Origin of the sequence: Streptomyces paromomycinus (genome assembly GCF_003865155.1) — a bacterium.
In the GTDB taxonomy this organism is placed as follows: domain Bacteria; phylum Actinomycetota; class Actinomycetes; order Streptomycetales; family Streptomycetaceae; genus Streptomyces; species Streptomyces chrestomyceticus.
On sequence record NZ_BHZD01000001.1, the window covers coordinates 5,514,816 to 5,527,333 of the forward strand.

Sequence of the window (12,518 nt, forward strand, 5' to 3'; positions counted from 1 at the left end):
CTCACGCCGACCGCCCCAGCCCTTCCGGCCGGACCGGATCCGCGAACGGCAGCCCCTTCGCGTAGCGCTCCAGTTCATCCAGGGCCTGGTCGGCCATGCGGTGGAGTTCGCCGCCGAGGGAGCCGGCGAGGTGCGGGGTGAGCAGGACGTTGGGCAGGTCGTAGAGGGGGGAGTCGGGGGGCGGCAGTTCGGGGTCCGTGACGTCGAGTACGGCGCTGATGCGGCCGGTGGCCAGCTCGGGGAGCAGGGCCGTTTCGTCGACGAGGGCGCCGCGGGCGGTGTTGATCAGGGTGGCGCCGTCGGGCAGGAGGGCCAGCCGCCGGGCGTCGAGGAGGTGATGGGTGGCGGGAAGTCGGGGCGCGTGGACGGTGACCACGTCGGAGGCGGCGCAGAGGCCGTCGAGGGAGGCGAGGGTGACGCCCAGGCGGTCGGCTTCGGCCTCGTCCACGTACGGGTCGTGCAGGAGGACCGTCAGGTCGAACGGGCGCAGGAGTTCGATGACGCGGCGTCCGATGCGGGAGGCGCCGATCACGCCCACGGTGCGGTGGTGGTTGCCGGCGCTGTCCAGTTCGCGGAGCCAGTCGTGGGGGGCGCGCAGCGTGCGGTAGCGGTGCGCGGAGTGCAGGATGCGCTTGTTGGCGAAGAGGATCGCGGCGAGCGTGTACTCGGCGACGGGCTGCGCGTTGGCGGCGGCCGCCGAGGTGACGGCGATGCCGCGATCCCAACAGGCGGCGGTGACGTGGGGTTTGACCGACCCGCCGGCGTGGACGACGGCACGCAGGCGCGGGGCCCGGTCGAGGACGGCGGCGGTCAGTGGGGTCGCTCCCCACGAGGTGAGGAGGACTTCGGCGTCGGCCAGCGCGGTGGCCACGGCCGGGGGCGGGTCGGCCAAGTCGTGTGCCACCAGGCCGGGATCGGTGCGGGCGAGCGCTGTCAGGCGGCTGCGGTGGTGGTCGGCGAGGAGGCGGCCGGCGAGGCCGGGTTGCATGGCGAGCAGCAGGGTGGGGCGGGAAAGCGCCTGGTCAGAGGAATTGTCAGTGGTGTGGTGCATGGTGGAAGCGTGCTCCTGGTTCGGGGCGTCATTTGACGCTTCCGGCGGCGAGTCCGACCTTCCAGTGCCGTTGGAGGGTCACGAAGGCGATGATCAGGGGGAGGACGGCGAGGAGGGAGCCGGTGACGACGAGGGGGTAGAAGGACGGCTCGCCGTGCGCGTTGCCGCTCCAGGCGTACAGGCCGAGGCTCACGGGGAAGAGCCGCTGGTCGGAGAGCATCACGAGGGGGAGGAAGAAGTTGTTCCAGATCGCGGTGAACTGGAAGAGGAAGACGGTCACCAGGCCCGGCGCGACCATACGCAGACCGATGGACCAGAAGACGCGCAGCTCGCCCGCGCCGTCGATACGGGCCGCTTCGAGTGCCTCGTCCGGGATGTAGCCCGCGCTGAAGACCCGCGCCAGATATACGCCGAACGGGTTGACGAGTACGGGCACCAGCACCGACCAGTAGGTGTTGACCACGCCGGTGCGGCCGGCCAGCAGGTAGAGGGGGAGGGCCAGCGCCGTGGTGGGGACCAGCACGCCGAGCAGGACGAGGCCGAACAGCTTCTCCTTGCCCGGGAACCGGTATTTGTCGAAGGCGTAACCGGCGGCCACGCAGATCAGGGCGCAGAGCGCGGCGCCGACGCCCGCGTAGAGCAGGCTGTTGGCGTACCACCGGAAGTAGATGCCGTCGCCCTCCGAGGCGAGGCGGGAGAGGTTGCCGGCCAGGTCGAAGCCCTCGAACGACAGGGCGTCCCCGGCCAGCAGGCCGCCCGCGTCCTTGGTGGCGGCGGTGACCAGCCAGACGAGGGGGAAGAGCGTGTAGAGGACGGCGAGGGCAAGGGCCGCGTTGACGGCGGCGGGGGAGAGCCAGCGGCCGCGCGGGCGGCGGCCGGTTGCGCGTACGGACGGGGTGCGGGAGGGGCGTACGGGCGCGGGGGCCGCCTGATCGGCGACGGCGGTGCGGGGCGAGGGCGCCATCAGGGCCTGCCCTTCGGGTGGGCGAGCGGGGGACGGGACGCGTCCGGCAGGCGGCGGCCGGGCCGGGAGGAGCGGCCGGTTCGGGAGGAGCGGTCGGTTCGCGAAGGGGGGCCGGTTCGGGAGGGGCGGCCGGAGAGGCGGGTGACGGCGAAGGACAGCAGCGCGGCGGCGAGGGCGAGCAGGACGGACGAGGCGGCCGCGAGGCCGTAGTCGTTGCGGGCGAAGGCGGCGGTGTAGGCGTACATGTTCGGCGTCCAGGAGGAGGTGACGGCGGAGCCGGCGCCCTGGTTGAGGATCAGCGGCTCGGTGAAGAGCTGGAGCGAGCCGATGACGGTGAAGAGGGCCACCATGACGAGGGAGGAGCGGATGAGGGGGATCTTGACGCCGGTCGCGATACGCCAGGCGCCCGCGCCGTCCACCGTCGCGGCCTCGATCACCGAGCGGTCGACGGCCTGGAGGGCGGCGTAGAAGATGACCATGTTGTAGCCGAGCCACTCCCACAGGGCGATGTTGACGACCGAGGGCAGCGCTCCGGAGGGGGACAGGAAGTCGAAGCCGAGACCGCCGGACTCCATCGCGGCCACGACCGGGCTGAGCTTGGGCGTGTAGAGGTAGACCCAGATCAGGGCGGCGATGATGCCGGGCACGGCGTGCGGCAGGAAGAGGGCGAGCTGGAAGAAGCGGCGGGCGCGGGCGAGGGCGGAGTCCAGCAGCAGGGCGAGTGTCAGCGCGCCGGCCAGCAGGAGGGGGAGGTAGAGGGCGCAGTAGCCGAGGAGGACGAGGAAGCCGTCGCGGAAGGCGTGGTCGCCGAGGGCCGCCGCGTAGTTGCCGAGTCCGCTGAAGACCGTGTGCGTACCGCCGAAGCCGAGACCGGACTGCTGCTCGGTGAAGAGGCTGAGCCAGATCGCGTACCCGACCGGGACGACCATGACCACGGTGAACAGGGCGAAGAAGGGGGTGAGCAGGACGGTGACGGCCCGCGCCTTGGCGTTCACCGGCCCATGACCTTCAGGCCGCGCTTCCTCAGTTCGCGTACGGTCGCGTCGCTCCCGGCGCGTACGGCGGCGGCGAGCGAGCCCGTGCCGCCACCCGCGCCCGCGACCTTGCCGAACTCGTCCTTGAGCGTGGTGTTGGTGGTGCCGGTGGCCGGGCCCCAGCCCCACCTCGCGTCGACCGAGGCGGCCGCGGCGTCGAAGAGGGCGTAGACGTCCTGGCCGCCGTAATAGCGGGTGTCGAACGCCCGCCGGGCGACCGGGCGCAGCGCCGTGGCGGCCGGGTAGGCGCTGGACTCGCCGGAGGCGACCCGGGCCTCGACCGCGTCGGCCGAGGTGGACATCCAGGTCGCGAACCGTACCGCGGCCTCGATGTGGCGGCTGCTCTTGGTCACGGCGGTCGTGGAGCCGCCGAGCATCCCGCTGGCGGGCCTGCCGTCCCAGCTCGGCACGGGTGCCGCGGCCCATTTGCCGCGCTGGTCGGGCAGGATGCCCTTGAGGACGCCCGCGCCCCAGGAGGCGCCGAGGTAGCCGACGGTGCCGCCGCTCTTGAGGGAGTTGGTCCATCCGGGGCTGAAGGAGACATGGGTGTGGACGAGGCCGTCCTTGAGGAGGCCCTGCCAGTAGTCGGTGACCTTCCTGGTCGCCGGGTCGGTGGTGTTCAGCTTCCAGGAGTCGCCCTGGGTGGCGAACCAGTGGGCACCGGCCTGCCAGGCCATCGCCTCGAAGGTGGTCGGATCGTCGGGGAAGAAGGTGCCGATGCGCGCCTTGGGATCGGCCTTCTTCACGGCGGTGGCAGCGGCGCGGAAGGCGTCCCAGGTCCGGGGTACCTCGATCTTGTGCCGGGTGAAGAAGTCCTTGCGGTAGTAGTAGACCTGCGGCGCGGCGTCGAAGGGGACGGCCCAGTTGCGGCCGCCGAGGGTGGTGAGCTGGACGGCCTGCGGCAGCAGCTTCCGCTTCAGCTCGGACGTCATGTACGGAGTGATGTCCCGGATGGCACCTTGGCTGACGAACTCGGGGAGCGTCGGGTATTCGACGCTGACCAGGTCGGGCGCGTCGCCCGCCTTGACCGCGTTGGAAATCTTGGCGTAGCCGCCCGCGGTGCCCGAGGGAATCTCCTCGAACCGTACCTTCGTGTCGCGGTGCGTGGCGTTGAACGCGTCCACGGCCTGTTTCGTGCCCTTGGTCCAGCCCCAGTACGTGAGGGTCACGGGGCCCTCGCTCCCGGCGGCGCCACTGCCGCCGCCGCAGGCCGTCAGCAGGGTCAGGGCGGTGAGGCCGCCGGCTAGCGCGAGCGTCGTCCTGCTCCAACTGAGGCTCATGGCGGGGCTCCTGAGCATGGGGGAGGGGCGCGGCGCGAAGGTGATGGCCGCGATCCGCGATCCTTGGGCCGGCCCTGATCGAAGTCAAGAGCGAAAGATTGATTGATCGAAAAAAGAACAGGATGGGGGAGGCGGCTGCGGCGTCCGGGGGCAGGGGCAGGGGGCCGGGCCAGGGGGCGGGGGCGGTCAGGCGGAGTCGCCGCCGGGGCCGCGTTCGGGGTCGGCTGAGGCCCAGGGGCCTCCTGTGGGGCCGCCCATGGGGTCGGCGGAGGCGGGACCCGCAGAGGCGGGCCCGAAGGGGGAACTTCCAGGGCCTGAACCGCCAGGGCCTGAACTGCCAGGACTCGAACTGCCAGGACCTGAACCGTCAGGAGTCGAACCGCCGGTGTCCGAACTGCCAGAACTCGAACCGCCGGTGTCTGAACCGCCAGGGCTCGAACCGCCGGTATCCGAACCGCCAGGGCCTGAACCGCCATCGCCTGAACCGCTGGCGACCGACCCACCGGCGCCCCACCGGCTGGCGACCGACCCACCGGCGCCCCACCGGCTGGCGCCCGACCCACCAGCGCCCCACCCACCAGCGCCCGAACCGCCAGGCCCCGCCCCCACACCGCCCCCCGCCCCGCACGAAGCGCGCACCCGTAGTGTCGGCAGCAGCGTGACGTGGCGTCGTGGCGACGGCGCGCCGACGGGATCGGCCGGCTCGCGCAGCCGGTGCACCAGGAGCCCCGCCGCCTGCCGCCCCACCTCCCGCTTGGGTGGCGCCACGGCCGTCAGCGGCGTGTCCGCCAGCGCCGCCACCTCGTCGTCGTACGCGACGAGCGCCAGGTCGCGCGGCACCCGTACGCCCAGTTCGGCGAGCCGCTGCACCATCTGGATGGCGTCCACGTCGTTGTGCACCAGCGCCGCCGTCGCCTCCCCCGAGGCCACCGCGGCCCGCAGCTCCCGTACGGCCCGCTCGAAGCCCGCCGGGTCCAGGTCGGCGGGCACCGACCCGATCGCCGGCCGCGGCCGCGGCACGCCGAGGGCCCGCAGCGCCGCGTCATACCCTTCGCGCACGGCGAGCGCCGTCGGGCTGTCGGCGCGGGCCACCAGCAGGGGCGCCGTGTGCCCCTGCGCGATCAGGTGGCGCAGCGCGAGCAGCACCCCGTGGCCGTGGTCGGAGCACACCTGGTCCAGCCCCGCCAGCGGGCTGCCCGGCGGCACGCTGCGCTCCAACAGCACGACGGGTACGGGGAGTTCGGCGACCCAGCCGCCGTACTCGGCCGGGTCGCCCGGCCCGCGCCAGCCCGGCGCGACGAGCAGCCCTTCGGCTCCGGCGGACAGCAGTCCCTCGGCGCGTGCCGGGTCCTCCTCGGGCCGGTAGTCGGATATCCGCAGGACGAGCCGGGCCCCGGCGCGCGCCGCGGCCTCGTGGGCGCCGCGGATCACGTCGGCGAAGTAGTACGTGGCCGAGGGCGCCAGCAGACCCAGCACCGGCCCCTCGGCAGCGGGCGCGCGGCCGTCGGCGGCCCGGTCGCGCTGCCGGGGCCAGGAGACCGCGCCGTGCACCCGGTCGAGCAGGCCTTTGCCGGTCAGCGCCTCGACGTCGCGCCGTACGGTGACGGGCGAGACGCCGAGCTGGTCGGCCAGTTCGGTGACGCGGGCCGAGCCGCGCTGCCGCACCAAGGACAGCAGACGGTCATGACGTTGCACAGCACGCTCGCGCACGGCGGCAGCCCCCTCGCGGTGTGGCGGACGGGACGGGCCGGGACCGCGGCCGGTCCTGGCCCGCCTCCAAGAGTGAGGACGCACCCTAGTCCAGCGTGATCGAACGGCCCAGTAAACGGTCAACCGATCGGGTGGTCTTGACGTTCGATCGTGGCGAGTTGAGGATTTCTGGGGTCGACGACCGTAAGGGAAGCGCCCATGACCGTGCCCCAGCCCCCGCAGTCCGCTCAGCCCGCCGGCCGGGAGTCCGGCGTCCTGCCGCCGGAGGACCGCGAGCGCAGTCCGTACACCGGCTGGACCCGTGCGCACTGGGAAGCCACGGCCGACAACCTCTTGCAGGCGGTCGTCCCGTTCGCGTCGCCCCGCAACGCTCTCATCAACCTCCCCGGGGCCCGTCCCAGTTGGGCCGGGCCGCGTTCGGACGGCCTCGAAGGGTATGCCCGTACCTTCCTCGCGGCCGCCTTCCGGGTGGCGGGCAGCGGCGGTCAGGATCCGCACGGCTACCTGGCCCGGTACGGCGAAGGGCTCGCCGCGGGCACCGAGCACCCGGTGACCGAACCGGGACTGGACGGCAAGGACCCCGACGCCTGGCCGGTCATCCCGGACACCCGGCAGGCCATCGTCGAATCCGCCTCCGTCGCCCTCGGCCTGCGGCTGACCCGCCCCTGGCTGTGGGACACCCTGGACGACAAGGTCCGCACCCGGGCCGTGGACTGGCTGCTGCCCGCCCTCGACCCGCCGCCCATCGACAACAACTGGTGGCTGTTCGGCCTGACCGTCGGCGGTTTCCTCCTCGACGCGGGCGTCGAGACGGAACGCGCGCAGGCGTCCGTCGACCGCGCGCTGGAGCGGATCGACGGCTGGTACCGGGGCGAGGGGTGGTACAGCGACGGCGACAACCAGGCGTTCGACCACTACAACGGCTGGGCGCTGCACTTCTATCCCGTCCTGCACGCCCATCTTTCCGCCGACCGCGCGCTGCTCGACACGTACGGCGAGCGGCTGCGCGCCCACCTGGACGGCTACCGCCGGATGTTCGACGCCAACGGCGCACCGATGCCGTTCGGCCGCTCGCTCACCTACCGCTTCGCCACCCTCGCCGCGCCCTGGCTCGGCGCGCTCACCGGCCACACCCCGCTCAGCCCCGGCGCCACCCGCCGCCTGGCCTCCGGCACCCTGCGGCACTTCGTCGACCACGGCGCCGTGACGGACCAGGGCCTCCTGCCGCTCGGCTGGTACGGACCGTACGCCCCCATGCTCCAGGGCTACTCCGGGCCCGCCTCCCCGTACTGGGCGTCCAAGGGGCTGCTCGGCCTGCTGCTGCCGGACGGCCACCCCGCCTGGACCGAGCGCGAGGAGCCGCTGTCCGCCGAGACCGAGGACGCCGTCACCACGCTCCGCGCGCCCGGTCTGCTCGTGCAGTCCACGGCCGCCGACGGGCTGGTCAGGCTGCACAACCACGGCAGCTCCTCGGTCTTCGGCCCGGCCGACCCGAACTACGCGCGGTTCGCCTACTCGACGCGTACGGGGCCGTCGGCCGCGGAGGAGACCGCGGCGATCGTGGACACGGCGGCTAACCCCGGCTCCGACACCACTCCCGCCGCGACCCCGGACAACCACTTCGCGCTGCTCGTGGACGGCACGCCCACCGGCCGCGGTCCGGTCGAACCGCTGGGCGGCGGCCCCGGCTGGGCCGCCTCGGCGCACACCCCGCGCCGTGCGGACGGCTCCGAACTCGCCGGAGTGCGGGTCGTGTCCGCGACCCTGGCGCACGGCCGCGCCGAGGTACGCGTCCACCTCGTCACCGGGGCCGCGCCCGGCACGCCCGTACGGCAGACCGGCTACGCCGTCCCGGACGACGGGCCGACCGCCCAGCTCCACGCCGTTCACAGCTTCACGGGGGACTACGGGCAGCCGCGGACCGTGCCGACCGGCAGCACGCCTTTCGGGGAGCACACCCGCACCGCCTGCCTCGACGGCACGGTGCCGGACGCCCCCGAAGGCGCCTTGTTCGTCTCGATCGCCTCGCTCACCGCCGAGCCCGACCCGGCCCCGGCCCGCACCCTGGCCGAGGTCAGGCTCAGCGGCTCCCACGACATCCACGTGACCTGGAAGGACGGCACCACCAGCGCTCTGACCCTGACCGCGGACACCGCCACAGCCCCGTAACGGAGGCCCACGGACCATGAGACCCGAGCCGGGCCGGGGACCGCGCGTCACCGCACGCGCGCTCCCCGCCACTCTCGTCCTCTCCGCCGCGCTCACGCTCGTCACAGTCCCCGGCGCGCGCGCCTCCGACCGCCCCTCCGCTTCGGCAGGCCACGTCTTCCACGTCGACTGCGCCGCGCCCGCCGGGGGCGACGGCTCGCGCGCCCGCCCCTGGTCCACCCTGGCCCAGGCCAATGCCCAGCCGTACGGCCCCGGCGACCGCCTGCTGTTCCGCCGCGGCAGCACCTGCACCGGCACCCTCGCCCCCAGGGGCGAGGGCTCCGCCACCGCGCCCTTCACCATCGCCGACTACGGGAGCGCCGCTGCCCGTGCGCGACTGGACGGCGCCGGCGCCCACGACACGGTGCTGCTGAGCAACACGCGGTACACACGGCTCAGCGCGCTGGAAATCGTCAACGCGGCACGCCCCGGCAGCGAACGCAACGGCGTACGGCTGCGGCTGACCGACTACGGCACCGCCCGCGGTATCGCGGTCACCGGGCTGTACGTGCACGACGTACGCGGCGGCGACGCCAAGACCCTCACCGGGTCCAGCGGCATCCACGTCGCAGTTGAGGGCACCGCGCGGCCCAGCCGCTACGACGGCCTGGAAATCGCCGGGAACCGTATCGAGGACGTCGACCGGGAGGGCGTGTACTTCAAGTCCACCTGGTCCCGGCGCCCCCTCGTCGGCAACCAGCAGGACCCGCACACCTACCCCGGCGCCTGGACCCCGAGCACCCGGGTCCGCGTCCACCACAACACCCTCAGGTCACTGGCGGGCGACGGCATCAAGCTGGACACCACGGCGGGTGCCGTCGTCGAGCACAACCGGGTGGACGGGTTCCAGCTCCGCTCGCCCTCGGCCAACGCGGGGGTATGGACGTTCAACACCGATGACACCCTCGTCCAGTTCAACGAGGTCTCCGGCGGCGGCAACACACACGACGGCATGTCCTTCGACGCGGACGGCGCCTCCCGGAACACGGTGTTCCAGTACAACAACAGCCACGACAACAAGGGCGGCTTCCTGCTGCTGTGCCCGTACAGCGGCGCCAAGACCGTCGGCACCACCGTCCGCTACAACGTCAGCCGCAACGACGGCGCGCGGCTGATCCAGAACTGCGCGGGCCCCGTCCTCGACACCCGCATCTACAACAACAGCTTCCTTAACACGGACCGCATCCCGGCCTACCTGGTCCAGGACGACACCCCGTCGCCCACCACCACCGACCATCAGCTGACCGTCCGCAACAACATCTTCGTCAGCCGTGGGCAGGGCGGCTACGCCCTCAAGAACCCCACACCCGGCCTGCGCTTCGACCACAACGTCTTCCACGGCCTGCCACCGGCGCACCTGCCCGCCAACCCCGGCGGCACCACGGCCGACCCCGGACTGCGCGACGACTTCCGCCTCACCGCCGGGTCACCCGCCCACGCCGCCGGGCAGCACGTGGTGAGCAACGGCGGCCGCGACTACTTCGGCACACCGCTGCCCGCCGGAGCCCCCACCATCGGCGCTTACGAGGGCCCCGGCGTCCACTGACGACTCCGGGACGGTACGGGCCGCGCGCGTCTCACCTAAGGCGCGCACCGCCCACGGCCCGTATCGCCCACGGCCCGTACCGCCCACGGCCCGTACCGCCCATGGCGCGCACCGCCCACGGCCCGTACCGCACCGCGTCACTTGGGCCCGTACTTGCGTCCCGTCTTCGACGTGATCCCGCCGAGCATGTTGCGCGGCGCCAGCTTCGCCACGCCCATCAGCGCCTTGTAGCGCGGGTCCGGGATCGACAGCGACTTGCCGCGCGCCAGGTCCTTCATCGCGGCGTCCACCAGTTTGTCGGGGTCCAGCCACATCCAGTCGGGGATGTTGTCCGTCCCCATCCCGGCCCGCTCGTGGAACTCGGTCCGCACGAACCCCGGGCACAGCGCCATCAGCCGGACGTTGCTGCCCGCCAGGTCACGGGCGGCGCCCTGGGTGAACTGCACGACCCACGCCTTGCTCGCCCCGTACGTGCCGCGCGGCACGAACGCGGCCACCGAGGCCACGTTGACGACCCCGCCCCGGCGCCGGTCGCGCATCCCCTTCAGCGCCTCCGACGTCAGCCGCAGCACCGCCTCGCAGTGCACCTTGAGCATCCTCAGCTCGTCGGCCATCGGCACGTCCAGGAATTCGCCCTTGTTGCCGAAGCCCGCGTTGTTGACCAGCAGGTCCACCGGATGGGTGCGGTCGCCGAGCCGCTTCTCGACCGCGGCGATGCCGTCCTCCGTCGCCAGGTCCGCGACCAGCACGGACACCTCGACGCCGTGCCGGTCGTGCAGCTCGGTGGCCTGCTCGCGCAGCCGCTTCTCGTTGCGCGCCACGAGCACCAGGTTGTGGCCGTCGCCCGCCAGCCGGCGGGCGAAAGCGGCGCCGATGCCCGCCGTCGCTCCCGTAATCAATGCAGTCGTCATACGGGCACGCTATCCGCATCCGCGCACGCCGTTCGCCCCGGCCGGTGCCCGTCGGCCGGGGCACGGACGCCCCGTTCAGCCGGGTTCAAGCCTCTTGTGCACGGATGTACTTGAGTGCCCATTCGCGCAGCTCGGGGTGGAGTGCCGGGCCCGCCTCCAGGAGCCGCGGCAGCACCTCGCGTTCGGTGGTCATGCCGCGGAAGGCGAGGGCGATCGTCACGTCGTGGTCCGGGCGGTGCTCGACGGTGATCGGGTCCCCGGCGCGGATCTCGCCCGGCTCCAGGACCCGCAGGTACGCGCCGGGCACCCCGGCCTGAGTGAAGCGCTTGATCCAGCGCGGCTCGCCCAGCCGGCCCTGGAAGGTCATGCAGGGGATGCGCGCGGAGGTCACCTCCAGCAGCAGCTGCGGGCCGACGCGCCAGCGTTCGCCGATCCGCGCGTACGTCACGTCCAGGCCGCTGGTGGTGAGGTTCTCCCCGAACAGCCCGGCGGGCAGCGCGCGGCCCAGCTCCTTCTCCCAGACGTCCAGGTCCTCGCGGGCGTAGGCGTACACCGCCTGATCGTTGCCGCCGTGGTGCTGGAGATTGACCACCGCGTCCCCGGCCAGACCGCTCCCGGCGACGCCCTTGGGACCGGGCGCGGCGACCGCTACCGGTCCGTCGACGGGCTGCTTCCCGATGCCCGTACTGCCCGTGGCACCGGGGTACTCCATGGGCCCCGGCCGCCCCACGTTCACAGACAGAAGCTTCATGGCGGCACGCTACTGGCATCCGGCCAAAGCCGCGAGCCATTATTTCCCGCTCGCCCCAAGGTCCGCTTATGCTCGAAGCATGATCGAGGCCCGTCATCTCCGAGTGCTGCGCGCTGTCGCCCGGACCGGTTCCTTCTCCGCCGCCGCCCGTGAGCTGGGCTGCACCCAGCCCGCCGTCAGCCAGCAGATGAAGGCCCTCGAACAGTCCGCCGGCACCCCGCTGCTGATCCGTACGGGCCGCGAGATGCGGCTGACGCAGGCGGGCGAGGCGCTGGTACGCCACGCCACCGGCATCCTGGCCGGGCTGACCGCCGCCGAGGAGGAGGTCGCCGCCATCGCCGGGCTGCGGGCCGGGCGGGTGCGGCTGGTCTCCTTCCCTTCCGGCAGCTCGACGCTGGTGCCCACCGCCCTGGCCGCCATGCGCGCCGACCACCCCGGCACCCGCGTCTCCCTGGTCGAGGCCGAGCCGCCGCGCTCGGTCGAGATGCTGCGCAACGGCGACTGCGAGATCACGCTGGCCTTCCGGTACCCGGAGGTGCGCGGCGCGGACCCCGCCGCCGAGGCGGAGTGGGACGACCTGGTCGTCCGGCCGGTCCTGGTCGACCGGCTGGTGGGCCTGGTCCCGGAGACGCACCGGCTGGCCGGTGCCGGGACGGCGGGCTACGCCGACCTGGCCGGCGAGCCGTGGATCGCGGGCTGCCCGCGCTGCCGGCGGCACCTGGTCGAGGTCTGCGAGGGGGCGGGCTTCACCCCGCGCATCGACTTCGCGACGGACGACTACCCGGCGGTGATCGGCCTGGTGGGCGCGGGCCTGGGCGTCGCCGTGCTGCCGGAGCTGGCGCTGGAGTCGGTACGGCACAAGGGGGTTCGTACGGTCACGATGGAGCCGTGCGTGCAGCGTGAGGTCGTGGCGCTCACCCTGCCGGACCTCGCACAGGTCCCGGCGGTCGAGGCGATGCTCGGGCGGCTCGCGGGAGCGGTCGGCCGCTGAGGGCGGGACGGCATCAGTCACCGGGACGGCGCGCGGCGGGGACCCGGCCTGACTGCGCCGATCGGGTGAAGT

Annotated in this window: 9 protein-coding genes and 1 pseudogene; 3 read left to right on the top strand and 7 right to left on the bottom strand. The window is 73.2% G+C overall.

Features of this window, described 5'->3' with window-relative positions:
* Nucleotide 1 precedes the first annotated feature (1 nt).
* From OEIGOIKO_RS23550 to OEIGOIKO_RS23575, 5 genes and pseudogenes are all read right to left on the bottom strand, one after another.
* A complete protein-coding gene (locus tag OEIGOIKO_RS23550; protein ID WP_125055683.1) occupies nucleotides 2-1,051 on the bottom strand; it encodes a hydroxyacid dehydrogenase in 1,050 nt (349 codons plus the stop codon).
* A 28-nt stretch (nucleotides 1,052-1,079) separates the two neighbouring features.
* Nucleotides 1,080-2,015, bottom strand: coding sequence for a carbohydrate ABC transporter permease (locus tag OEIGOIKO_RS23555; RefSeq protein WP_125055684.1), 936 nt, complete (start codon nucleotides 2,013-2,015; stop codon nucleotides 1,080-1,082).
* Nucleotides 2,015-3,010 (bottom strand): carbohydrate ABC transporter permease, encoded by a 996-nt coding sequence (locus tag OEIGOIKO_RS23560; RefSeq protein WP_246177498.1) that lies wholly within the window; start codon nucleotides 3,008-3,010, stop codon nucleotides 2,015-2,017. The genes OEIGOIKO_RS23555 and OEIGOIKO_RS23560 overlap by 1 nt, the downstream gene beginning before the upstream one ends.
* Nucleotides 3,007-4,329 (bottom strand): ABC transporter substrate-binding protein, encoded by a 1,323-nt coding sequence (locus tag OEIGOIKO_RS23565; RefSeq protein WP_125055685.1) that lies wholly within the window; start codon nucleotides 4,327-4,329, stop codon nucleotides 3,007-3,009. Before OEIGOIKO_RS23565 ends, OEIGOIKO_RS23560 begins: the two co-directional genes overlap by 4 nt.
* Before the next feature lie 618 nt (nucleotides 4,330-4,947).
* A pseudogene (locus OEIGOIKO_RS23575) lies at nucleotides 4,948-6,039 on the bottom strand (LacI family DNA-binding transcriptional regulator); the annotation flags it as partial.
* A 198-nt stretch (nucleotides 6,040-6,237) separates the two neighbouring features.
* Here OEIGOIKO_RS23575 and OEIGOIKO_RS23580 point away from each other — a divergent pair.
* Both OEIGOIKO_RS23580 and OEIGOIKO_RS23585 read left to right on the top strand, forming a co-directional pair.
* Complete coding sequence (locus OEIGOIKO_RS23580; protein ID WP_125055686.1) at nucleotides 6,238-8,208, top strand: DUF2264 domain-containing protein; 1,971 nt, start codon at nucleotides 6,238-6,240, stop codon at nucleotides 8,206-8,208.
* Nucleotides 8,209-8,224: 16 nt separating this feature from the next.
* Complete coding sequence (locus tag OEIGOIKO_RS23585; protein ID WP_125055687.1) at nucleotides 8,225-9,793, top strand: right-handed parallel beta-helix repeat-containing protein; 1,569 nt, start codon at nucleotides 8,225-8,227, stop codon at nucleotides 9,791-9,793.
* A gap of 137 nt (nucleotides 9,794-9,930) precedes the next feature.
* Here the strand turns inward: OEIGOIKO_RS23585 and OEIGOIKO_RS23590 are convergent, their stop codons facing one another.
* Both OEIGOIKO_RS23590 and OEIGOIKO_RS23595 read right to left on the bottom strand, forming a co-directional pair.
* Nucleotides 9,931-10,704 carry an SDR family NAD(P)-dependent oxidoreductase gene (locus OEIGOIKO_RS23590; protein ID WP_125055688.1) on the bottom strand — a complete coding sequence of 258 codons (774 nt, stop codon included), beginning with the start codon at nucleotides 10,702-10,704 and terminating at the stop codon, nucleotides 9,931-9,933.
* An 85-nt stretch (nucleotides 10,705-10,789) separates the two neighbouring features.
* The gene (locus tag OEIGOIKO_RS23595) at nucleotides 10,790-11,455 is read right to left on the bottom strand and encodes an MOSC domain-containing protein (RefSeq protein ID WP_125055689.1); all 666 of its coding nucleotides are present in this window, start codon (nucleotides 11,453-11,455) and stop codon (nucleotides 10,790-10,792) included.
* 79 nt (nucleotides 11,456-11,534) lie between these two features.
* Here OEIGOIKO_RS23595 and OEIGOIKO_RS23600 point away from each other — a divergent pair, with 79 nt between their 5' ends.
* Nucleotides 11,535-12,446: a LysR family transcriptional regulator gene (locus OEIGOIKO_RS23600; protein WP_125046359.1), complete on the top strand. Its 912-nt coding sequence runs from the start codon at nucleotides 11,535-11,537 to the stop codon at nucleotides 12,444-12,446.
* Nucleotides 12,447-12,518: the final 72 nt, after the last annotated feature.